Annotated in this window: 18 protein-coding genes; 15 read left to right on the top strand and 3 right to left on the bottom strand. The window is 49.5% G+C overall.

Annotated features, from left to right (window positions below; genetic code table 11):
- Positions 1-321: 321 nt before the first annotated feature.
- Positions 322-1,209, bottom strand: coding sequence for a Nif3-like dinuclear metal center hexameric protein (locus GJR95_RS09450; RefSeq protein ID WP_162385631.1), 888 nt, complete (start codon positions 1,207-1,209; stop codon positions 322-324).
- A 548-nt stretch (positions 1,210-1,757) separates the two neighbouring features.
- Here GJR95_RS09450 and GJR95_RS09445 point away from each other — a divergent pair.
- Positions 1,758-4,541, top strand: a complete 2,784-nt coding sequence (locus GJR95_RS09445) for a DUF7133 domain-containing protein (protein ID WP_162385630.1) — start codon at positions 1,758-1,760, stop codon at positions 4,539-4,541.
- Positions 4,542-4,588: 47 nt separating this feature from the next.
- Positions 4,589-5,629, top strand: a complete 1,041-nt coding sequence (locus tag GJR95_RS09440; protein WP_162385629.1) for a sugar phosphate isomerase/epimerase family protein — start codon at positions 4,589-4,591, stop codon at positions 5,627-5,629.
- Between the two features lie 178 nt (positions 5,630-5,807).
- On the opposite strand, the gene GJR95_RS09435 is transcribed toward GJR95_RS09440, so the two are convergent.
- On the bottom strand, positions 5,808-6,179 hold the full coding sequence (locus GJR95_RS09435; protein WP_162391642.1) for a DoxX family protein: 372 nt from the start codon (positions 6,177-6,179) through the stop codon (positions 5,808-5,810).
- Positions 6,180-6,267: 88 nt separating this feature from the next.
- On the opposite strand from GJR95_RS09435, the gene GJR95_RS09430 reads away from it, so the two are divergent.
- Positions 6,268-6,630 carry a winged helix-turn-helix transcriptional regulator gene (locus GJR95_RS09430; protein WP_162385628.1) on the top strand — a complete coding sequence of 121 codons (363 nt, stop codon included), beginning with the start codon at positions 6,268-6,270 and terminating at the stop codon, positions 6,628-6,630.
- Between the two features lie 71 nt (positions 6,631-6,701).
- On the opposite strand, the gene GJR95_RS09425 is transcribed toward GJR95_RS09430, so the two are convergent.
- Positions 6,702-7,724 carry a LacI family DNA-binding transcriptional regulator gene (locus tag GJR95_RS09425; RefSeq protein WP_162385627.1) on the bottom strand — a complete coding sequence of 341 codons (1,023 nt, stop codon included), beginning with the start codon at positions 7,722-7,724 and terminating at the stop codon, positions 6,702-6,704.
- A gap of 644 nt (positions 7,725-8,368) precedes the next feature.
- On the opposite strand from GJR95_RS09425, the gene GJR95_RS09420 reads away from it, so the two are divergent.
- The 12 genes from GJR95_RS09420 to GJR95_RS09365 all read left to right on the top strand — a co-directional run bounded on the left by GJR95_RS09420 (position 8,369) and on the right by GJR95_RS09365 (position 24,702).
- Positions 8,369-9,994: a GH35 family beta-galactosidase gene (locus GJR95_RS09420; protein ID WP_162385626.1), complete on the top strand. Its 1,626-nt coding sequence runs from the start codon at positions 8,369-8,371 to the stop codon at positions 9,992-9,994.
- A gap of 265 nt (positions 9,995-10,259) precedes the next feature.
- Positions 10,260-11,204 carry an RraA family protein gene (locus GJR95_RS09415; protein ID WP_162385625.1) on the top strand — a complete coding sequence of 315 codons (945 nt, stop codon included), beginning with the start codon at positions 10,260-10,262 and terminating at the stop codon, positions 11,202-11,204.
- A gap of 25 nt (positions 11,205-11,229) precedes the next feature.
- Positions 11,230-12,507: a mandelate racemase/muconate lactonizing enzyme family protein gene (locus GJR95_RS09410; protein ID WP_162385624.1), complete on the top strand. Its 1,278-nt coding sequence runs from the start codon at positions 11,230-11,232 to the stop codon at positions 12,505-12,507.
- A 235-nt stretch (positions 12,508-12,742) separates the two neighbouring features.
- Entirely contained in the window at positions 12,743-14,119 is a 1,377-nt protein-coding gene (locus tag GJR95_RS09405) for an alpha/beta hydrolase family protein (RefSeq protein WP_162385623.1), read from the top strand.
- A 54-nt stretch (positions 14,120-14,173) separates the two neighbouring features.
- Positions 14,174-15,430 carry a mannonate dehydratase gene (gene uxuA, locus GJR95_RS09400; protein ID WP_162385622.1) on the top strand — a complete coding sequence of 419 codons (1,257 nt, stop codon included), beginning with the start codon at positions 14,174-14,176 and terminating at the stop codon, positions 15,428-15,430.
- A gap of 71 nt (positions 15,431-15,501) precedes the next feature.
- Positions 15,502-17,634, top strand: a complete 2,133-nt coding sequence (locus GJR95_RS09395) for an alpha-glucuronidase family glycosyl hydrolase (RefSeq protein WP_162385621.1) — start codon at positions 15,502-15,504, stop codon at positions 17,632-17,634.
- Positions 17,635-17,732: 98 nt separating this feature from the next.
- Complete coding sequence (locus tag GJR95_RS09390) at positions 17,733-19,151, top strand: Gfo/Idh/MocA family protein (protein ID WP_162385620.1); 1,419 nt, start codon at positions 17,733-17,735, stop codon at positions 19,149-19,151.
- Positions 19,152-19,266: 115 nt separating this feature from the next.
- Complete coding sequence (locus tag GJR95_RS09385; RefSeq protein ID WP_162385619.1) at positions 19,267-20,661, top strand: putative oxidoreductase C-terminal domain-containing protein; 1,395 nt, start codon at positions 19,267-19,269, stop codon at positions 20,659-20,661.
- A 95-nt stretch (positions 20,662-20,756) separates the two neighbouring features.
- Positions 20,757-21,935 (top strand): Gfo/Idh/MocA family protein, encoded by a 1,179-nt coding sequence (locus tag GJR95_RS09380; RefSeq protein ID WP_162385618.1) that lies wholly within the window; start codon positions 20,757-20,759, stop codon positions 21,933-21,935.
- 66 nt (positions 21,936-22,001) lie between these two features.
- Positions 22,002-22,841, top strand: coding sequence for a ThuA domain-containing protein (locus tag GJR95_RS09375; RefSeq protein WP_162385617.1), 840 nt, complete (start codon positions 22,002-22,004; stop codon positions 22,839-22,841).
- Between the two features lie 96 nt (positions 22,842-22,937).
- Positions 22,938-23,762 carry an SDR family NAD(P)-dependent oxidoreductase gene (locus GJR95_RS09370; RefSeq protein WP_162385616.1) on the top strand — a complete coding sequence of 275 codons (825 nt, stop codon included), beginning with the start codon at positions 22,938-22,940 and terminating at the stop codon, positions 23,760-23,762.
- 166 nt (positions 23,763-23,928) lie between these two features.
- The gene (locus tag GJR95_RS09365; RefSeq protein ID WP_162385615.1) at positions 23,929-24,702 is read left to right on the top strand and encodes a hypothetical protein; all 774 of its coding nucleotides are present in this window, start codon (positions 23,929-23,931) and stop codon (positions 24,700-24,702) included.
- The last annotated feature ends 4 nt before the right edge of the window (positions 24,703-24,706 follow it).

The following is a 24,706-nucleotide window of genomic DNA, read 5'->3' as shown; positions in this document are numbered from 1 at the left end:
TACTGAATTCCGGTGGGCAACTCAGGAGAGCGACTGAAAGCGAGTCAATGCGAGCAAGTTAGGCTCGTTTCAGTATGGCTACTGGTTTCAAATATACGAACAGAAATAAGAAACCCAACAGTAGATTTACCAGGAGGGAAAAACTTCAACAGAGTTACCAGAAACGATGTTGGAAAGCCATTGAAGCACTGGAATGGTACTCATTGACTCAGGCAGTTTCTTTAGAAAGGGTAGCACAATGGCTAAGCGAATGCCAGCCACCGGCAGGAGCGAGTAGCCAACTGACATAAAACGCAGCCTAAAGATGGCATCAGCTATGATTTATTTTGCCGGCTGATCAGGACGCCAGTAGGGTTCAGCTGCGGGCATAAATTCAATAGGAACTTCCGGTATGAACGTCTTCAGCCACTCAGTACAGTATTTCATGCCAGCCTGCTCAGACACTAAATGTCCCATGATGATCAACGCCTTTTTTTGACCCGAGGCAATAGCGTCCTGTACATATTCCACCAGTTCCCATTCGTGAGTTTCCCCAACGATCAGTACATCGGCTTGTGCGAGGTAAGGGATACCGGGCATCAGGCTGACATTGCCCCAACTGGCCAGCGCCCGTTTGACGGGCATTTGAGGATTGCCGATAACCCGCATGGTTTTTATGTTCAATTTAGTCGCCATACCCTGCGCGAAGCGTGCCAGGGATGTTTCCGGAAAGGTGAACAGGCGAGGGTTTTGCGGGTCGGCATTCTTTTCCCAACCCAGTTCCCGGATCATGCCTGTGGCGATACCGTCTGGCCGACGACCGTGCCAGTGATCGTGGAAGTGGAAGACAGCCATACCGTGCTGCTGAATAAAATCACGCTTTAGCTGATAGAGCGAATCCTGCTCGATGGGCTCCGTCCGATCCTGGTGCGAGTAGTAGGTTGGCTCGTGCGTGATGACCATATTGAGCCCCCTGGCAGCAGACCGTTGCAGCACATCAAGGGTAGCCATCATCGTACTGGTGATCCCTTTAACGGGCAGCTCAGGCGTACCCGCAATCAACCGATCGACGGTCTGCTCACGCCAGGGAATGCCTACATTGGTTTTAATCCGGTCTATAACCTGTCCTGCTGTCAGCGATTGGTAAGGCGTTGCCTGAAGTGTTCTGGCTGCGGCCAGACCAAGAGTTGTCATCAAAAAAGTGCGACGGGAAGGGTAGTAGGGTGTCATTCGTTGGGTATGCGGGCTAATTGATTGACAGATGCTGACCGGACAGTGCCTTTTACATGAGGAATTTATTCGCTGGCTAAACCTCTCAGAAAGAGACAATCAGCCATCCCGGTAATAAGGTTTAGTGACTTCTCCATTTACCTATCTACTCTGGATTTTCTTACTATTTTATTGTCGGCGTCTACCATATAAGGAGTGCGTTAGCCACTGAACGAAGATCGGTAATCGTTGCATCACACCGATTGCATTAAATACGGGTCGATTAATTTTCTCAACTGGCTTAGCCTATCGGTTAAAAACGGCGAACTATCGGTGTTTCCTGCTTAATAGTCTATTAGATTTGTATATTCGGTGGAAAAAATATTGCTTTGATTAGTCTTGCTCGGGCGGAAGGAGCTACGGAAAATTTCCCGCTACAAGGGTTAACCGACGACCGTCAGGCTACATGCACGATCTAAACACAGTATACCATTACCATGAATTGGACTGGTGGTACTGCGTGAAGCTATGGATAATTAGTGTACTAAAAACCAAAGAGGTTTGATACTATGTTGAAAAATTTCTCTAAAACCAGTTTGGCAATTGCCCTTTGTATACTTGTCTTCTCGTCGTTTATAGGATCTAATCCAATCCGGCAAATTCGGCTTCAACAGACTTTTTTTGCGGCCGATACGCTACCTAAGCCAACATTACCCGAAGGCGCAAACCCCGACGATCCGGATTGGAAAGGCATTGATTTAGAACCCAAAGCGCCCGTACAGCCCTTAACCCCGGTTGAGGAAGCCAAGTTATTTCTTTTGCCACCAGGCTATAAAATCGAACCCGTTCTGACCGAACCCGCAATTCAGCAACCGGCAGCCATCTCCTTCGATGGCAATGGTCGCATGTACGTGCTGGAACTTCGTACCTATATGCTCACGGCTGATTCTAAAGATGAGTTGCAGCCAACGAGCCGGATTTCACGCTGGGAGGATAAAAACAACGATGGCGTCTACGAAACCGGAACCGCCTTTGTCGACAACCTGATTTTTCCCCGCTTTGTGCTACCCTACGGCAAAGACTGCATTCTCACCATGGAATCGGATGCCGACAATGTCTATAAATACACGGATACCAACGGCGATGGCAAAGCCGATAAAAAAGAATTGTTTACCAATAAGTATGGGCGGTCGGGCAATGTCGAGCACCAGCAGGCTTTTCTGTATTGGGGCATGGACAACTGGCTCTACAGTACCGTCAACGCCTTCCGGGTGCGGGAAACACCCAATGGGGTCATTCGTGAAAAAACGGGTTTTAACCGCGCTCAATGGGGTATTACTCATGATGATAACGGGAAATTGTGGTTTCAGGGTGGGGCCAGCGGCCTGCCTTCCTATTTTCAGTTCCCGATTCACTATGGCAATTTCGAGGTCCCGAACGAATTTGCGAAGGGCTTCGATGTACCCTGGGGAGCGCCGGTAAAACTGGCTGATATGCAGGGTGGTATGGACGAAGTTCGGCAGCCCGACGGATCGCTGAACCGGGTGACTGGCGCGGCTGGCAATGACGTATATCGGGGTGATCGACTCCCCGCCGATTTGAAAGGTCAATATTTTTACGGAGAGCCCGTTGCCCGGATTGTCCGCCAGATCAACCCCGTCGTAACCGAGGGGCTTACCACGCTGCATAACGTTTATCAGGACCAGAAATCCGAGTTTCTGCGCTCGACCGATCCGCTGTTTCGGCCTATCGATATGACCACCGCCCCCGATGGTACACTGTACATTACCGATATGTATCACGGCATCATTCAGGAGGGGCAATGGACTCAGAAAGGAACCTATCTGCGGACAAAAATCGAGCAATATCAGTTGGATAAAGTGGTTGGGCTGGGCCGAATCTGGCGCATCACCTACGAGGGCAAAGAGCGCGATAAGACCCATCCGGCTATGTATGCTGAAAAATCGGCCGATCTGGTGAAGCATTTAACGCATCCCAACGGGTGGTGGCGCGATATGGCCCAGCAGGTACTGGTACAGCGCAACGATTTGTCGGTCGTACCGCAGTTGACTACGATGGCGCTCACCAGCAAAAATACACAAGCCCGGACCCACGCCCTCTGGGCGCTGGAAGGGCTTGGCGCATTGAAAACGAGCGTTGTGCAAAAAATGCTGAAAGACGCTAACCCACTCCTGCGCATTCAGGCACTTCGCACGGGTGAAAGTCTCTATAAAACGGGTGACAAAACGTTGGAAGCGGATTTTAAACAGGCATTGGCCGATGCTAACACCGACGTTCAGATTCAGGCGATGCTGACGGCCAAATTTTTGAAACTACCTGGATTGGAAGAAGGTATCAAAGCGGCAATGGCCAGCAATAAAGCTGCGGGTGTTAAACTGGTTGGCGAACAAATCCTGACGCCACCCAAACAGCGAAACATGGGGCCGTTTGGTGCACCGGAACTGAGTGCGAACCAGAAGGCGCAGGTGGAGCGCGGTTCCTTAATTTATAACGAATTGTGTTCGCAATGTCACGGCAACAACGGCATGGGAACCCCCGCCGGAAACGGACGGTTGCTGGCTCCCGCGCTGGCAGGCTCACAACACATGCAGTCGCACCCAGATTATGCCATACGCGTTGTTCTGCACGGGCTTGAAGGTGCTATTGACGGCAAAACATACGCTGGCGGCCTGATGGCGAGTATGAAAGAACAATCAGACGAATGGGTCGCTGATGTGCTTTCTTACATACGAAACGGATTGTCAAACGATGCGTCGTTAATTTCACCGCAACAGGTGGCGCGGGTTCGCCATAAAACGACGGATCAAAAAGGGTCGTATCAGTACGCCCAACTATCGAAATTGATTCCTTATGAACTGCAACCACAGGCATTACAGGTTACCGCCAGCCACACGGCCTCTACCCGTATTGGCGGTAATGTGTCGCCTGCGAGTGCTTTTACCTACGAGGGCTGGTCAACGGGTAAGCGTCAGGAAAAAGGTATGTGGTATCAGCTGGAATTTCCCAAAGAGGTAAGTTTAGCCGAATTACGATTTACCGCATCGCAAACCATTAAAAAGGGATGGAAGCCAACACCCGGCCAACCCATGGCATCGATGACGATACCGTTTATTCAAAATTATCCGCGAGCCTTTGTCCTTCTGGTGTCTTCCGATGGTCAAACCTGGCATGAAATCCAGCCCGAAACGAAAGGTGTTTCGGGGGATAATATCATTTCGCTGAATGGGGCTAAGGCCAAATTTCTGAAAATGCAACTGAGCGAAAATTTAGCCGACGATGGCGATGATATTCCATGGTCAATGAGTCAACTAAAAGTATTTGCTCAGGAATAAATGCTTTATACGCCTGGAGTTTAATCAATTCGATAGCCTTGAAAATCATGAAAAACCAACCCACACGCCGTCAGTTTTTGGGAGCTACGGCGGCTCTCGTTGCGGGCACTGTCGCAGGCAGCCATAAACTTTTTGGTGCTCCTGCTCTGATCCGTAGTTTGGGTGATAAGCCCAATTCGCTGATCGATGGCGTACAGATTGGCGTCATAACCTACTCGTTTCGGGACATGCCCGACCAAAGCGCCGAAGCCACTCTGAAATATGTATTGGATTCTGGGATCAGCGCTATTGAATTGATGGGCGGGCCTGCCGAATCGTTTGCCGGTGCTCCGAAAAATACGGTTAATATGCAGGCTGTTTTCCCTTTGATGCGGAAGCGACGGGAGAAGCAGGAGCTTACCGAAGACGAAAAGAAACAACTGGCCGATGCTGATGCCCAAATGAAAGCGTACCGGGAGGAAGTGGCCAAATGGCGGCTATCGGTGCCCATGGATAAGTTCGAACAGGTGCGTAAGATGTACAATCAGGCGGGCGTAAAAATTTATGGGTTTAAACCTGATACGTTTGGTGTACAAAATTCGGACGCCGAAATAGAATATGGTTTAAAGGCGGCTAAACTGCTGGGTGCCAATCAGGTCACGGTAGAACATCCGGGCAACGATGCGCATACCCTTAAATTAGGAACGATGGCGCATAAACAGGGTTTACGAGTAGGCTATCATGGGCATGAGCAACAAACGCCTACGTTCTGGGATACCGCCCTTGCTCAATCGCCGGGTAATGCCATTAATTTTGATTTAGGTCATTACGTAGCCGCCGGGAACCCCGATCCACTAGTCTTCCTGAAGCAAAAACATGATCGAATTGCCAGTATGCACATCAAGGATCGCCAAACGGCCGACCACGGCAAAGGGAATTTACCGTGGGGACAGGGCGATACGCCCTTACTTCAGGTATTGAAACTGATGCGCGATCAGAAGTACAACTTCCCGGCTACGGTTGAATTAGAATACAAGGTACCGGCAGACTCTAATGCCGTAGCCGAAGTAAAGAAATGTGTGAATTTCTGTCGGAATGCACTGAGTTAGGCCATAGATGTGCGTAACTAACGAACAAAATACCCTGTTTTTGGTTACAATATCGAGCGATTATCCATCAAGGGCGTGAGCACAGATGGATGTTGCGCTGTGAGAACATATTGAGAGAATATGTCTGAGCGAAAACCCCGGCGATACGATTTCGCCGGGGTTTTTTGTTAAGCTGCAATTACAAAAAGAGTTTGAAATGTTTCTCCGTTATAAGGAGACAAAGCGATAAAACACAGGCGATTAAAGCATTATAGAAATGCTTGTATTCTGAATGCGCAAAATGGGCGATCAGGGCTCCTACAGCAAATGGGAATAAAAACAATACGGCTGCATTCTTGAGCTGGTGATTCCAGACACCAGCAAGCAACGCTACTGCACCAATTGTTTCGGCAATGCCAATCCAGATTGTCCAGGTTTTATCAAAGCCGAGCGATAACATGCTCGTCATCATTTTGGGCTTTTGAAGAACTTTGAAAAGCCCGGCGTACCCAAATAAATACAGGTAGTAAGAGTAACATAGCCAATGAACGACACTCGTTATTTTTTCCATCATCTTTTTTGATGACAAAAGTATTGGCCTACTTTACGGAGAACAATGTACATACAGAATTGTATGATACTGATAAAAAAAGCAGTATATGCACAAAGAAACATCCACAAATGCGATTAACAGGAAGAGCCTGAATGAAGAATGTGGTATGGCCTATACGTTAGCCGTCATTGGCGGACGGTGGAAATTGAGCATCCTTGGCTTCCTGATGAACGGTGAAAAACTCAGATATAATGAGATCCGAAGAAAGCTTGTGGGGGTGTCCGAGCGAATGCTGATCACACAGCTCAAAGAGCTAGAGCGTGACGGTTTGATCGAAAGAACGGTTTATGCTGATGTTCCTCCCAAAGTAGACTATCAATTGACGGATTTAGGGAATTCGTTGCAGGAAATCCTAAACGCTATGGCTGATTGGGGAGATATCCACCGCGAGAAACTACAGCAGGAATAAACTGGATTACAGACTGTTATGCCTATAGCTATTTCTGCCGATTCCTTTGAGATTTACCTGGCTCAGTATTGTTACCTGACTTTTAGAGATGACTCGCGTATAAGTAATTCCGAATGTAGAATAATGGTATTGGTCGTTAGAATATCCATCGCACCATTCAAATGATTAATCAGGCTCTGGGCTGCTACTTCGCCCATTTTTTCGCCGGGGTAGTTGATCGTTGTTAGATTGGGTTCAATGACTGTTGATACAGGGTCATTGTTAAAGCCCACAACGGCGATGTCGGCAGGAATCGAAAATCCGGCCTGTTTCAGGGCGCTCATACAACTCACCGCGCAGAAATCATTGGTCACAAAAAGACCATCGGGTCGCATTTTCATGGCCTGAATACGCCGGGCCGCTTCTGCTCCCGCTTCCTGACTTAAATCAGTTACCATAACTAAGTCTTCGTCATAGGGCAAATTATACTCAAGCAAGGCCAATCGATAGCCTTTAAGCCGGTCAGCATAAACGTTCCGTTTCAGATTGCCGGTTACGTGCATAACCCGTCGGCATCCCTGTTCGATCAAATGAGCCGTGGCTTCATAACCTGCTTTAGTATTGTCGATGACTATACTGGTTCCCTGTTTGTGTTCGAGTACACGGTCAAAAAATAGCAGCGGAATTCCTTTGTTAACAAACGAATCAAAGTGGTCTGCTTTGTCTGTATCATAGGCAACGGATACCAACAACCCATCGACCCGGCTGTTGAACATCGTTTTCGCATTCGCGATTTCTTTTTTAACTGACTCCAGTGATTGGCTGATAATCAGGTTATAAGATGCTTTATTAGCGACCTTTTCCATGCCAGCCAGCACTGTCGACATGAAGTTACTGTTCAGCCGGGGCACGATAACACCAATCGTATTGGTTCGCTGACGTCGCAAATTACTGGCAAATGTATTCGATCGATAGCCCATTTCCTTGGCTGTTGCAGCAATCATGCTTTTTGTATTGCTGTTAATGGCAGGATGGTCGTTCAACGCTCGGCTAACCGTTGCGGGGGATAGATTCAACAGTTTCGCGATGTCGTATATAGTCGTTTCTTTTTCCATAAAGAGAATGCCCCCTGGGGCTGGATTATCAAAGTAACGCAAAATCTCTTTTTGCTCAATTTTACTGCAATCGGTTGCTTTTGAGCACGATTAAGCGTGTAAACAGCACAAAGACTTGTAAATTAATAGCTAATCAATTATTAATCAATAATTTAATGCGTGTATGCCGGCCTTGATTTAACTGCTAATATCAGCCTTTTATCGAGTAAAGCAAAAGTAGAGGAAATATTTTACTATTTTTATCACAATAGTTTATGTAAAAAATACCGAAAACTATTGAATGAACACGTTATAGGCATTAAATTTAATTGACTGAGAAAATAATCTTTGCAATCGGTTGTAATTATAAAAATTAACAGGAACTTTATAGTCTAAATGGGAGGCTAGGAAAAATAATCCATGAAAAAATCCTATCCGTTAGAAAGCATAGTCACTGCTTCCAGCCTAAGATTTCCAGCGTAACGAAAAGGATCAACCAATAAACCCAATTGACGAATTATGAGACGACTACCCGAACGAAACGTAGCTGTTTTGCTGACCGGCGTCTGTGTGACCAGGCTGATAAGACCCGGTACATGAATTTCCGAAACATTATGCATCTTGGCCAACGCTTTCGGAAAACGTGTACAAATTCTATCAATCGAATGATTCGTTGCTACTGTCAGATTCTCCTGTTTTTTGTGGCGTTTTCGGCTACTGCACAATCGCCTGCTAACCTGCCCCATCTTCAGAAACAGGGCAATGCTACACAGCTAATCGTGGCGGGTAAACCATTTCTGATGCTGGGTGGTGAATTAGGGAATTCCAGTGCATCGGATATGACATATATGAAACCCGTTTGGCCTAAACTGCAACAAATGCACGTAAACACGGTTTTAACGCCGGTTTATTGGGAATTACTGGAACCTCAGGAAGGTAAGTTCGACTTTACACTGGTCGATGAATTGATTAAGGATGCACGCGCTCATCAGATCAAACTGGTACTCTTATGGTTTGGCAGCTGGAAAAATAGCATGTCCTGCTATGTCCCCGATTGGGTGAAAACCGATACGAAGCGCTTCCCAAGAGCACAGAATAAATCCGGACGAGGTCAGGAAATTCTGACTCCCTTCGCTAAAAATAATCTGGAGGCCGATATAAAAGCCTTCAGCGCGCTCATGCGGCACATACGCGATACCGACGAGCGACAACAAACGGTTATCATGATTCAGGTCGAAAACGAGATCGGAATGTTGCCCGATGCCCGTGACCATTCGCCCGTTGCCAATGAAGCCTTTCAACAACCAGTGCCTAAAACGCTGCTTCACTACGTACAAACGAATAAAACTACGCTGGCTCCCGCTGTACTGGAAGCCTGGAAAAAGGCTGGTTATAAAACTAGTGGAAGCTGGGAAGACGTTTTTGGTAAAAGTCTGGCAACCGATGAAATCTTCATTGCCTGGCATTTCGCGCAGTATGCGAACCGAGTCACTGAAGCCGGGAAAGCGATTTATGCACTCCCCATGTTCGTTAATGCAGCCCTGAACCGCCCGAATGTGAAACCGGGCGATTACCCCAGCGGTGGGCCGCTTCCGCACATTATCGACATCTGGAAAGCTGGTGCTCCCGCGCTCGATTTTCTCTCTCCTGACTTCTACAATCCGGATTTCAAGCACTGGAACGACCTCTATAAGCGTCAGGATAACCCGCTGTTTATTCCAGAAATAAGGTTTGAGCCATCTGTGGCCCCCAAAGCCTTCTATACCGTTGGTCATTATGATGGGATGGGTTTTTCGCCGTTTTCAATTGAATCAACGGATAAACCCGGAGAGGAGCCTCTTGCAAAAAGCTATTCGGTACTCGATCAGTTAAGTCCGATTACTCTGGCCAGTCAGGGGAAACGCATGATGGATGGGTTTCTGTTCGACAAAAAGACGGCTACCGATACGGTTCGGCTGGGAGACTATACTTTTTTGGTAAAGCATGATTATACACTGGGCTGGTCGCCAAAAGCCAAAGATGAGGAATGGCCAATGACGGGTGGGCTGATTATTCAGACCGCTCCCGATGAATTTACGGTAGCAGGAACCGGTGTGGTTATCACGTTTTCGTCTGATAAACCCGAAGCGCCCATTGCGGGTATTGTTCGGGTCGATGAAGGGAAATACGTTGATGGGAAATGGCAACCCGGACGTCGTCTGAATGGGGATCAGGATCACCAGGGGCGGCATGTGCGCATTCCGGTAGGTGAATATGGTATCCAGAAAGTGAAGCTGTACCGGTATAAATAAATGGTCAGACATGGACTATTGATTTGGGATGAGCACATCGACCGAAGCTAACGATCCAAAGCCCAATGAAACTATCCTTTTTGTTCATCATACATGGTAAGTAATACACCCTCCTGTCAGTTGATGGGAGGGTTGTTTTAGGATGATCTGGTAGAAAGTTCATTCCCTTCGCAACAGAAATTCAATCGGTTGCAAAGGGTAGAAGCCTGCACTAAAGTCCTTATGCTGAGCAAATACTAAACCTCTTAATTCTGTATAGTTTGTTATGAAGCTATTCGTCATTATTGCGGCCATGCTGTCTCTGACCGGATCGGTAACGAGAACGGTAGCCCAGCAGATTTCCCGCGAAGAACTCATCTTTCTGACCCCCGACTGGAAAGGAGAACGCTTCCCCGATGGCCGTCCGAAGGTGCCGGATGCTATTCTGAAACGCATGAAACGGGTCACTCAGGAAGAAGCCTGGGCGGTACTGAAAGGTGAAAACTACCGCTATCAGTTTGCCGGTGACTGGCAAACGATCAACCCGGATAGCGTACTGGTTGGCCGGGCACTCACGGCAACGTTTATGCCCGGTCGACCGGATGTACACCGTGTTACGGACGAAAAAGGGCACACGAAAGACGGGCGCGTAAAATCGCAGAATGCCTGGCCGATCGACATGCTGATTAAGGGCGATGTATACGTTGTCGATCAGTTTGGTATGCACGAAGACGGCCCGACCATTGGTGATAACCTGGGCAACTCCATCTACGCCAAAACGGGCAATGGGATCGTCTATGAAGGAGCCGTTCGCGATGTGGCCGGACTAAAAGAAATTGGAGGGTTCACTTCTTATTTCCGGAGTTATCATCCCTCACACCATAATCCGGAAGGCAATCTGAATACAACATTGGTGGGCATCAACCGGCCGACGCGCATTGGTAAGGTCATGGTGATGCCGGGCGATGTGGTGCTTGGGCGCGACGGGGGTGTTTGTTTTATTCCGCCACATCTGGCCGAGAAAGTCGTCAAAACCTCCGAGATTATCCGGTTGCGTGACATGTTTGGTCACCTGCGTTTACGGGAGCAGAAATACACGCCAGGACAGATTGACTCACGCTGGTCAGATGATATTGAGAAAGACTTCTCGCAATGGCTGAACGCCCACGTGAACGAACTGCCCGTTCCGAAAGAGCAAATTCAGGATTATCTCAAAACCCGCACCTGGTAAATCGACCGCCTAAACTCTTTTAACCATGAAAACATCCCGTCGTTCATTTCTCACTAAAAGCGCCATCGCCAGTGCCTTAACGGCCAGTTCATTATCTGGTTTCGGAAATGGCCTGGAAACAGCTGTTGACCGGGCTCCGCAATCATCAGCTCCCTCCGATCTGAAAATCACCGACATCAAATGCGGCTTTATTCGGAATGGACATAGTTTGTTCGTCAAGGTACATACCAATCAGGGAATCTGGGGATGCGGTGAAGGCGTCGATGCTACGCCCGGAACCTATCATTTGGTGAAAATGATGGGTGAACGGATCAAAGGCAAAAGCCCGCTTAATGTGCACCGCTTGTTTGAAGATGTTCGGAAAGCGGGCTTTTTCGAAGGAGCGCAGGCAGGCATGTATATTTCGGTTCTCTCGGCGGTCGAAACGGCCCTGTGGGATCTTGTCGGTAAAGCGCTGGGTATGCCCGTGTATCAATTGCTGGGCGGCAAATTCCGGAATAAAATCCGGGTCTATTGCGATACGGGAGCCTATCGGGAAACGGACACCAGTCCGGATGCTTTCGGGAAAAGTGCCAAAAAAGCCGTCGATATGGGCTTTACAGCCGTGAAATACGACATCGATGAGCGCAACGACCCGAACAAATTCGATGCCTACAACTGGACGGCCAGCCAGGGCGAGCTGGAACGGATGTACAACCAGATTGCCGGGGTACGGAAAGCCGTTGGACCGAAGATCGACATCTGTGTGGATATGCACGGGAAGTATGACGTAACCACCGGCCGACGCGTCGCCAAGATGATGGAGCCCTTAAACCTCCTCTTTCTCGAAGAACCGATTCCCGCCGAAAATCCCGAAGCATACCGACAGATTCGTGAGGCTTCCAATACACCCATCTGTGCCGGTGAAAATCATTACCTGGCTCACGGTTTCCGTAGACTGCTCGAAATCGGGGCGGTGGATATCATTATGCCTGATTTGCAGAAAGCAGGGGGCCTGGGCGAAGCGCAGCGGATTGCTAATCTATCCAACCTCTATTACGTTCCGTTTGCCCCACACATGGTAGCCTCATACCTGGGGGCAATGGCGTCGAGTCACGTCTGCGCGTCGGTACCGAACTTCCTGATTCTGGAGTGGCAGATCTACTTCCACGAGGAGCCAATGTTTAAAGAGATCGTTACGTTCGATGGCCCAATGGTAGAAAAAGGATTTATCCCCCTATCGGAAAAGCCTGGTATTGGTGTGGAAATCAATGAAGAAGGGATGCGGAAGTACGCGCCGAAAGATGTGCCGTTTTTTGTCTAAACGCCCGACTGGCCGCGCTGATCACTAATAGGTCTATCGCTTGGAGCTGTGCCACGGTTTTGAACCGTGGCACAGCTCCAAGCGATAGACTACAATAAGTATCCCTGGAAGAGTAAGCTAAATGTCATGAAAAATAATTTTCCCAATGCATAATTCCCTGCCCGAACGTGTTGACCTTTTAGATAGATCGCCCAGACTTCTCGCAGCAATTTGTACCTGTTGCCTGATTATCAGTATGCTATCCGGCTCCGTTGCGAACGCTCAGGCACCCGATTTTCAGAAAATGACGCCCGAGCAGCGGACGGCTTATATGAACAAAATGCGGGAGGCCAGCCAGGAAGACTGGCAGAAAGTAATGAATCAGCTAAATCTGAAATTGCCGACGCTGCCTCCGCCCGCCGATGATCCTAAGCGACCCTCGCAGCTCAAGCAGAAAGAGGGGTCAACCAATTGGTACGACGATGCGGGCAATACCCACGTTCGATCAGGATGGGGCAACTGGACCAACTACGACGAAACGAAAGCTGAAGGCCACGACTTGCCGAACCCGCTGGTGCTAAAAAGTGGCAAGCCTGTTAAGGATGCGAATGCCTGGTGGAAACAGCGCCGACCCGAAATTCTGAATGATTATTTGACCGAGATATACGGCAAAACACCGAAGAATACGCCGAAAGTGCGCTTTGAAGTCACGGAGGTGATCGATACGGCACTCAAAAGCAAAGCTATCCGAAAAACAATTGTTGGCCACATTGACAATTCACGATACCCCAGTGCCAAACCGAGTATCAATATAACCCTGTATACACCGGCCAGTGCCAAAGGGCCAGTGCCGCTGATGGTGCTGGTCTGGGGATCATTTCCCGCCCCAATGCTGACGATTAACCGGGTCATTACGGCGGGTTGGGCGGTAGCAACTGTCAATACCGGTTCTATTCAGATGGATAATGGAGGTGGTTTGCATGAAGGTATTATTGGCCTGGTCAATGAAGGAAAAGACCGAAAACCCGACGACTGGGGCGTATTGTCTGCGTGGTGCTGGGGACTAAGTCGTGCATTTGATTATTTCGAGACCGACAAGGCCATCAATGCCAAACAAATCGGGATTCAGGGGCATTCGCGCTGGGGGAAAACTGCCTTGCTTGCAGGTGCTACCGATCCTCGCTGGGCTATTGTTTTTGCCAGCTGTTCCGGATCGATGGGCGCTTCCCTCGAAAAACGAAATTATGGCGAGACCATCGACAACGTGGCTGGCTCGGGTGAATACCACTGGATGGCAGAGAACTTCGTTAAATACGGGGGCAATTGGGCTGCCATGCCCGTTGATGCGCACGAACTGGTAGCGCTGGTGGCTCCCCGGCCGTTATTTATTACGGGTGGCACAAAAGACAGTTGGGGCGACTCGTATGGCATGTTTCTGGCCTGTGTTGGCGCTAGCCCGGTGTATAATCTGCTTGGTAAAAAAGGGTTGACTACAACCGAAATGCCCAAGCCTGACGAAGCGCTGATGGACGGCGAACTGGCTTTCCGCAATCATGAAGGTGGTCATACCGATGCCCCCGACTGGCCGGTATTTCTGGAATTTGCCGAAAAACAATTTAAACGGATTAAATAACCGGTTGGGAGCAGGCTAACCAGCTTGTTTTTCCAAACGCGACGAGCATTTATTATGGGAATGTTACAAACCATGCGCTGGTTCGGGCCAAACGACCCGGTTTCATTAATGGATATACGGCAGGCAGGTTGCACGGGCGTAGTGACGGCGCTGCATCAGATTCCGGTAGGTGAGGTCTGGTCAGTCGAAGCCATTGACGAACGAAAGCAGCTTGTTGAGGCCATGAATGATCGGTATTCGCCTTTACAGTGGGCGGTGGTCGAGAGCTTGCCCGTTCATGAAGACATCAAAAAAGGTCGTTCGGGCAGAACCGCGTATATCGAAAATTATAAGCAGTCGATCCGCAACCTGGCCGCTTGTGGCATCAACACAGTTTGCTACAATTTTATGCCGGTGCTCGACTGGTCGCGTACCAATCTTAACTATGAAATGCCGGATGGATCGCGGGCGCTGCGGTTCGTTTGGGAGGATTTCGCGCTGTTCGATCTGTGCATTTTAAAGCGTCCGGGTGCTGAACCTGATTATGAACCTGAAGTGGCCCAGTCGGCTCGTCAGAAGTTTGAGCGGATGACGGCTGAGGAAATTGCCGCATTGACCAATGTTGTTTTGCTCGGATTACCTGGTTCTGAAGAGGCTTTTTCGCTCGATACATTTCAGGGCCTGTTAAATGAATACGCGACAATTGGCGATAAGGAGCTTCGGGAAAACTTGTATTACTTTATTCAGGAAGTTGCCCCACTGGCTCAGGAAGTCGGGATTAATCTCTGCATTCACCCCGACGATCCCCCCCGGCCCTTGTTAGGATTACCCCGCGTAGTCAGTACTGAAGCGGACCTGGCGCAACTGATGGCGGCTTGCGACGTAACCGCCAATGGCATCACGTTCTGTACGGGTTCACTGGGCATCCGCTCCGACAATGATTTACCCGGAATGATTCGGCGATTCGGTAATCGCATTCACTTTATTCATCTCCGTACAACGAAGCGGGAAGGTGCCGAGGGTTCTGGTGATGCCCGCAACTTTCATGAAGCAGATCACCTGGCCGGCGATGTTGATATGTATGCTGTGGTGAAGGCAATTGTGCTGGAACAGCAGCGGAGAGCCCAGCTGGGTATTGGCGCAACGGCGATACCGATGCGTCCTGACCACGGCCATCAGATGCTCGACGATTTGCATAAGCGAACCTACCCCGGTTATTCGGCAATCGGTCGGCTGCGCGGACTGGCAGAGCTACGCGGACTGGAGTTCGGAATCATTCGATCGCTGGAAGAAACAGAAGGTATACTGACCCAGCAATCGGCCGACTATTAATTTTTAGGCACTATCTGGTATCCCAGCATTGGGTAGTAGTACACAACTTCACGAAGCGTTACTAGCAACACATGAATTCGATAAAGTACACTAAACTTGTTGTCCTCCTGCTGGTCGCCACCAGTACCTACGCCGGACCACCAGACCGGGAGGATGGGTATCGGTTGTGGCTGAAATATGATTTGATTAAAGACGCGGGTCAGCGGGATGCTTACGCACGTTCGGCGCAGTTTATCGCGCTGAATGGCAACAACTCGGTTTTGAAAGCAGCAGCCGATGAGTTGCAGATCGGTTTGCAGGGGTTGTTGGGTAAATCGATACCCGTTATTGCCAACGCTGGTAGCCGGACGGGTGGCATTGTTCTGGCTGTCGGGAATGGCCCAACGGCCAGCAATCAGGAATTGAATGCAGAAGGGTATCAGATTTCAAGCCAGTCAAACAACATTGTCATTAACGGAAAAACCGAGTCGGGCGTTTTGTATGGTGCCTTTGGGCTACTACGCCAACTTCAGACGCGCCAACCTCTCTCCACTATTTCGCTGACCAGTAACCCAAAGGTTCGCTATCGGATGCTCAACCATTGGGATAATACCAACGGCACTATTGAGCGGGGGTATGCAGGAGGAACGCTCTGGAAATGGTTCGAACTCCCCGAACGGCTGGACCCACGCTACCGCGATTATGCCCGGGCCAATGCATCGCTGGGTATCAACGGAACGGTTGTCAATAACGTCAATGCCAGCGCTCGTTTTCTTACGGGTGAATACATCCAGAAAGTAGCGGCACTGGCTACTGTTTTTCGGCCTTATGGCATTCGGGTTTATCTGTCGGTTTATTTCCCGGCTCCCAAAACCATCGGCGGTCTGAAAACAGCCGACCCACTCGACCCGGAGGTTCGGAAATGGTGGGCCGATAAGGCGAAAGAAATCTATGCGCTCATTCCGGATTTTGGCGGTTTTCTCGTTAAGGCCAATTCGGAAGGCGAGCCCGGCCCGCAGGATTACGGCCGCAATCATGCCGATGGAGCCAACATGCTGGCCGAAGCGCTGAAACCCTATGATGGTATTGTGCTGTGGCGGGCCTTTGTCTACAAGGCTGACCCTAAAGCCGACCGCTTCAAAGCGGCTTACGAAGAGTTTGGTGACCTCGACGGTAAGTTCGATAAAAAGGTGATCGTTCAGGTGAAAAACGGTCCTATTGATTTCCAGCCTCGTGAGCCATTTTCGCCCTTATTCGGGAAAATGCCCAAAACACCGCTGGCAATGGAGTTCCAGATTACGCAGGAATACCTCGGCTTTGCAACGCACATGGTCTACGAAGCACCCATTTTCAAGGAATGCCTGGAGACAGATACCTACGCTAAAGGTAAAAATTCAACCGTCGCCAGGGTTGTGGATGGTAGCTTACACGGCTATGCAATAACGGCTATGGCGGGTGTTGCCAACACGGGCTCCGACCGTAACTGGACGGGTCATCCGATGGCGCAGGCGAATTGGTATGCTTATGGACGATTGGCCTGGGACAATACGCTGTCTGCTGAAGCGATTGCGAACGAATGGATAAAAATGACGCTCACCAATGAGCCTCAGGCTGTAAAACACATTGCTGATCTGATGCTCAGATCGCGGGAAATTTACGTGAATTATAATACCCCGCTTGGGCTTTCGCGCCCCTGGTCGGGCGTTCACTTTGCGCCCGAACCCTGGCAAAATAAAAGCTCCCGGCCCGACTGGACAGCCATTTACTACCACCGGGCCGATTCGGTAGGATTGGGTTTTGACCGGACGTCTACGGGGAGCAATGCGCTGGCACAATATAGTCCGGAGGTGCAGCAGCGCTGGAATAACGTCGAAACCTGCCCATTACCCTATTTGCTCTGGTTCCACCATGTGCCGTGGACCAAGAAACTGACAACGGGCCGCACACTCTGGGATGAACTCTGCACGCGTTTCTATACGGGTGCCGATTCCGTTGGCTGGATGCAGAAACAGTGGGCGCAAGTGAAGAACAATATTGATCCGGAAACATACGCCGACGTCGCTGCCCGACTGGAAACCCAGCATAAAGAAGCGATTTGGTGGCGGGATGCGTGGGTTTTGTATCTACAGGAGTATGCGCGTCAGCCCATTCCGGCTCCCTACAAAAAGCCGGAACGAACACTGGGTGAGGTAAAACAACTGGTTGATATTTACCTGCTTCGTTGAGTTTCTGCGACAATCTGTAAGAAATCATTTTCTGAAAAACAGATAGATGTAATGTTTAATAAGCTTTGTATACTAACGATTCCTAAATCCTTAATGCCATGAAAAAAGACGAAGTAGTGGACGTATCGAGACGTAGTTTTCTGAAAACGACAGCAACAGGAGCCTTAGCCACGACGATCATAGGTGGTTTTCCAACGATTGTGCCTGCGTCGGTATTTGGGAAAAATGCTCCTAGTAATCGAATCAATATCGCTGCCATTGGCACGGGACGTATCTCCCGTGGGCATGATATGCCGGGGGTATGGCAGTATGATAACGCACTGATTATGGCCGTCTGCGATCTCGACAGCAACCGGGTTGAAGATGCCAAGAAGCTGGTCAATGGCTATTATGCCAAGAAAACAGGTAAAGATTATGATGGCGTTCGGGGTTATACCGACTATCGGGAATTATTGAACAACAAAGATATCGATGCCGTCATTGTCAGTACCCCCGATCATTGGCATGCCCCGATTGTAGTCGATGCGGTGCGGGCAAAAAAGGACGTTTACATGCAGAAGCCAGCCTCTCTTACCATCGCCGAAGGCCGGATGATGGCTGATGCGGTCAAACAATCCGGGCAGATCGTACAGGTTGGTAGCCAGCAGCGTTCATCGGAACAGTTTCGGTATGCCGCCGAGCTGGTCCGCAATGGCCGGATCGGACAGTTAAAAACGGTTTATGTTGGTTTGCCCGGCGACCCATCGGGTGAAGAGGAGCCTCAAATGCCCGTTCCGAAAAACCTGAATTACGACATGTGGCTGGGCACAACGCCGGAGGTTTACTATACCGAAAAACGGGTGCATCCACAAGTTGGCTACGATCGGCCCGGCTGGTTACGTTGTGAACAATTCGGTGCCGGAATGATCACCGGATGGGGCGCACACCACGTCGATTCGGCCCATTGGGCCATGAATACAGAATACACCGGCCCTGTTGAAATCTGGGGCAAAGCCGATTTTCCGAAAAAAGGCCTGTGGGATGTACATGGCATTTTCCGTACAGAAGCCCTGTATGAAAATGGCGTGCGGATGATTGTCACGAATGAGATTGCCAATGGCATTAAATTCGAAGGAACTGAAGGCTGGATTTTCGTCTCTCGTGGCGATGCGGCCGTAACGGCCAGCGATCCTATTGCGAAACAGAATGCGGCCAAGAAACTGGATGCCAGTGATCCCAAACTCCTCACATCGGTTATCGGACCCAATGAAGTTCATCTGACTGTCAGTAAAGAACATCACGGCAACTGGCTGGAAAGCATCATCAGCCGCAAGGAACCGATTGCTCCGGCCGAAGTTGGTCACCGTTCCTGCTCGGCTTGCCTGCTCCATCATGCGGCTATGAAACTGAATCGTAAACTCTATTGGGACCCGAAAAAAGAACAGTTTAAAAACGACCCGGAAGCCAATAAACTGCTGTCGCGCCCACAGCGTGCAACGTATGCCATTAAAGCAGTGGCCTCGGCGAAGGGGAGATAAGGGTTTATGGTCAGGAAACTGGGGTGGGCCGGTATGCCGGAGCGGCATGAAACGAATGCGTCACCTCATCGCAACTCCTTGACCGTAAATTGTTTAAACTATAATGCTAGCTAAAATGAAGTTATTGCCCACTGTTGGTAGCCTGTTTATGGCCGCACTACTTGCCGCCTGTCAATCGTCGGAGAAAAAAGCCGGACAAGATTCTGATGATGGTATGATTCGCCTGATCACGTTAGACCCCGGTCATTTTCATGCGGCTCTGGTGCAGAAAACGATGTATGACGGCGTGGATTCGGTCGTGCATGTGTATGCGTCCGACGGACCCGATTTGCAACTGTATCTGGATAAAATTCAGGGCTACAATACCCGCCCCGACGATCCGACCCATTGGAAAGAAAAAGTCTATAAAGGCGCGGATTTCCTGGACAAAATGATAGCTGATCGGGCCGGGAATGTAGTGGTGATGGCTGGAAACAACCGCCTGAAAACAGATTACATCCAGAAAACGGTTGACGCTGGATTTAATGTACTGGCCGATAAACCAATGGTTATCAGTTCGTCGAATTTTGGCCAATTGAAAGATGCTTTCGCTACGGCGGAGAAAAATAAGGTGTTGCTCTATGACATCATGACGGAACGGTACGAAATATCGACCATGTTACAGCGGGCCTTTTCGATGCAGGCCGACGTGTTCGGAACACTGGAAAAAGGGACGCCCGACAATCCATCCGTTACGAAAGAGAGTGTTCACCATTTCTATAAAAATGTGTCGGGAAGCATCCTCACGCGCCCGGCCTGGTTTATGGACGTTGCGCAGCAGGGCGAAGGAATTGTCGATGTAACGACTCACCTGGTCGATCTTGTTCAGTGGGAATGTTTTCCCGAACAAACCATTGACTATCAAAAAGATATTAACCTTAAGTCGGCCCGGCGATGGACGACGGATATGAGCCTTAGTCAATTTAAGGCTATAACAAAACTGGATGCTTTTCCAGATTACCTCAAAAAAGATGTCGTAAAAGACAGCATCCTGCGCGTATACAGCAACGGTGAGATTAACTATCAGCTCCGGGGTGTGCATGCAAAAGTATCGGTTACCTGGGCCTATAAAGCACCGGAAGGAGCAGGCGACACCCACTACTCGATTATGCGCGGAACGAAAGCCAACCTGATCATTCGACAGGGAGCTGAGCAACAGTATAAGCCAACGCTGTATATCGAGCCGATCAAAGGAAACACAGCCCTCGATGCCTCGCTGAAAACTGCTCTGCCGACCATTCAAAAGGAGTTTCCGGGTGTCGAACTAAAGAAAATAGCAAAAGGCTGGGAAGTCGTCATTCCCGAAAAATACAAGGAAGGTCACGAGGCCCATTTTGGTCGGGTAACGCAGAAATACCTGCAATACCTGAAAGAAGGCAAGATGCCTGCCTGGGAGGTCCCCAACATGCTGGCTAAATATTACACCACAACGCAAGCGCTGGAACTGGCGAAAAAATCAAAGAGCAAATGAAAGAGCGAATGAGTGAACGTGTGATACTTCAGCAAAAATGATGGGGATCACTCGTTCGCTCATTCACTCTTTACCTCTTTAACCCCCTTAAAATCATGAACAACCCACAGGATAATCGACGCAAGTTTCTTAAAGAGTCCGTCGCAACGGCGGCTGGCCTGATCATGTTACCGGGCTTGCCTGGTGAGGTGTTGACTGCTCCTCAACGACTGGTCATCGAAAATGAAACGAAGACTCCGCTGGCTCCCAAAGCCGGACGGATTAAGTTCGCTGTTATTGGCATGAATCACGGCCATATTTACGGTCAGGTGGAAGCTACGGTTCGGGGTGGTGGCGAATTAACGTCATTCTACGCGAAAGAGCCTGATCTGGCGGCTGCGTTTGCCAAACGATACCCACAGGCCAAACTCGCCAAAAGCGAACAGGAAATTCTTGATGATAAGTCCATACAACTTGTTCTCAGTTCTGGTATTCCCGACGAACGGGCACCACTGGGTGTTCGGGTCATGAAGGCTGGTAAGGATTACATGGCCGATAAACCCGGTATCACAACCCTTGAACAACTGGCCGAAGTACGTCGCGTTCAGAAGGAAACGAAGCGTATCTACTCAATCATGTATAGTGAACGCTTCGAGAATAAGGCGACGGTTAAAGCCGGAGAGTTGGTTAAGGCGGGCGCAATTGGCAAAGTAATCCAGACAATTGGCCTGGGGCCGCACCGCATAACGCCCAAGTCGCGTCCGGATTGGTTCTTCGATCGGAAGCGGTTCGGTGGCATTATCTGCGACATTGGTTCGCACCAGTTCGATCAGTTTCTCTACTTTACCGGTTCTTCCAAAGCCGATGTGGTTGCGTCGCAGATTGGCAATACGAACCATCCGCAATACCCAAACTTCGAAGATTTCGGCGATGTGATGCTGCGTGGTGATGGCGGTGTGGGCTACATTCGGGTCGACTGGTTTACGCCGGATGGGTTGAAATCCTGGGGTGATGGTCGCCTGACAATTCTTGGTACAGAAGGCTTCATCGAGATTCGTAAGAACATTGATCCGGGTGGGCGCGAAGGCGGAAACCACCTGTTTCTGACGGATAATAAAGAAACCCGCTACTTCGATTGTAGCAAAGAGACACTGCCCTACGGCGAACAACTCGTGAACGACATCCTGAATCGTACCGAAACCGCTATGACGCAGGAGCATTGTTTTCTGGCTACCGAGCTGGCACTTAAAGCCCAGAAGCAGGCGCAACCAATTCACCTGAAAAGTAAGAGTTAAGGCGTTGAAACGCCGGGCTTCCCGAACGCTCAAAACGTTCGGGAAGCCGAATTCCGATATTGACACATGACGAAACGATACGTACTTACCCTGCTTTTAGTCCTGGTTGCCACGAGTGTCGGCTGGTCATTGGACGATCAGGTGAACTGGAAGAAAGTCCGGGTGCTGGTCTACACAAAAAATGGGAAAGGATATGTTCACGATAACATCCCCAATGCCGTTCAGTGTATTCAGAAACTTGGGCAGCAGCACGGATTCAAGGTTGATGTGTCAGATCAGCCAGCGGTCTTCACCGAAGAAAATCTGAAGCAATATACAGCCCTGATTTTCCCAAGTACCAACAACGATGTATTCGATACCGATGCGCAACGGCTGGCATTTCGACGGTATATTGAGGCTGGTGGCGGGTTTGTTGGCATTCATTCTGTCATAGGGACCGAGCGTAACTGGCTCTGGTTTAAGCGAATGCTTGGTGGAACGTTTGCCTGGCATCCTCATTTCCAGAAACTCAAACTCAATATTATCGACACGAACCATCCGTCCATGCAGGGATTGCCCAAGGTTTGGGAGAAAGGGGATGAGTGTTATTTCTCGAAAGAAATGTCGCCAGGGCCAACCGTCGTAATGGTACATGATCTGACCGCACTGAATCCACAAGACCAGGAAGAAAAAGACAAGATAATCGCCAATCGGGGGTCATACACCGAGCTCTATCCGGCGGCCTGGTATTACAATTTCGATGGAGGATATACCTGGTGTACGGCGCTTGGTCATGATAAAAAAGACTATGAAGACCCTACGTTTACCCAGCACATTTTTCAGGGAGTCCGTTTCGTGGTCGGGCAGGTCCGGAAAATCGATTTCAGTAAAGCCTACGCCGATTCGAGGGATACACCGATAAAATAGTTTACGGTTTATGGTTTTTGTTTTCCGGGGCGGCAGGAGACAGCACGTCCTCTGGAAAATAAATGCCATAAACTGATTGAATAACCAACCTAAAAAATGGAACAAGTGCAAGAGAATACGAACGTGCAGCAGGCAGTCAATCCAACGGTTCATACCATTTTTTCGCTCGAAGGCAAACTCGCGCTCATTACGGGTGGGGGGAGTGGAATTGGCTTTGACATAGCCCGTTGTATGGTGGTGGCCGGGGCCAGTGTTGTCATCACAGGTCGTCGGGAGCAGCCCCTACAGGAAGCAGTTGGACTGCTTGCCGAAAGCCGCACCGGTGCTCAGGCCTATTACAAGGTGAACGATGTAACAGCAAGGGGATCGCTGGATGGCCTGGTAGAGGAAATTGAAGCCGCACACGGTCCCATTGATATTCTGGTCAATAATGCCGGTATCAACATGAAAAAACCGGCCCTTGAAGTAACCGACGAAGATTTCGACCGTATTGTTCACACAAACCTGAACTCCGTCTTCAGCCTGACCCGTGCCTGTGCGCAACGCATGATGGCGCGTAAACGTGGTTCGATCATCATGATTTCGTCGATGGCCGCCTATTATGGACTTGACAGGGTGGTAGCGTATGCCGCTTCCAAGTCGGCGGTTGAGGGCATGGTTAAAGTGCTGGCGTCGGAGTTTTCGGGCAATGGCGTTCGCGTCAATGCGATTGCCCCCGGATTTATTGAGACAGCGATGAGCAAAACAGCAATGGGCGGAGATCCCGACCGGTTTGCCCGCGCCATGCGTCGGACACCGATGGGGAAATTTGGCAAACCCGATGATATCGGTTGGGCCGCTGTTTATCTGGCTTCGGAAGCCGCCAAATATGTCACTGGCGTATCACTGCCCGTTGATGGGGGTAACTCAATTGGGTTCTAGGATAGGGTTGGTTCTGGCAACCATATGTAGCTGCCGGGGCGTAAGAATTATCCGTTGTTGTTCGATACCAGCCTGAAGCCTAAAAAAGCGTACTACGAAGTCGTAACGTTTTAATTTAGTGAGATTTATTGGTTAGACGGCTTTTGTCTGGCAGATCGATGATCGTATGGAAAACCAACAGCAGCCTCAGCCTCAATCGGATCAGGAGCCACCCAATAAGCCACCAGCACAAAAAAAGGGGCCTGGCCGGGTTTATGAGCTAGTCCGGGAACGCTGGCCAGAATATGTCCTCGAAATTATCGTCATCATCTTTAGTATCACTATCTCGTTCGCTTTAGACGAATGGAAAGAGAAGGAACGCAAGCAGGAAGTTGAACAGATCTACCTGAAGGGGCTTTCGGATGACCTGAAGCGAGATCGTGTTTTGCTGCGGGAGGTCATGGCAGAAACGCAGCAGATTGTGCAGAAAGCCCGGACATTGGTGGAGCTCAGAAGCCAATCCGATATTGATAAGCGGGGTTATAGTCAGGTGATTAGAGATGTCAAGTTTGTATTTAAACGCCCCCGGTTCATTGCCGAAGATGCCACGTTTGCCGACCTGAAAAGCACGGGGAACATGCAGTTGATTACCAGCTATCCATTAAAAAGCAGTTTGTTCGACTACTACAAAGGCTATGAATCGATCGATCAGGTCGAAACGGCTGAACTCCAGACTACGAACTTCGTCATTGCCCCTGTTCTGCTAAAGCGCTTTCCAGTGATTGGTGATCGGGCGTTAGAAAAGAAGGTTGATATACTCTCAATTATCAATGAGATCGAGTTTAAAAACACAATGTACGTTCGTCAGACGACACGTGAGGAGTTGCTAAGAGATTATCAACGGCTTTATAAACAGGCAGATACGATTCAGGCAATGTTGACCCATCAATTAAAGAAATAGATTT

Origin of the sequence: Spirosoma endbachense, assembly GCF_010233585.1 — a bacterium.
GTDB classification, from domain to species: domain Bacteria; phylum Bacteroidota; class Bacteroidia; order Cytophagales; family Spirosomataceae; genus Spirosoma; species Spirosoma endbachense.
The sequence above is the reverse complement of the archived record's forward strand: the minus strand, read 5'-3'. Positions and strand labels throughout refer to the sequence as shown.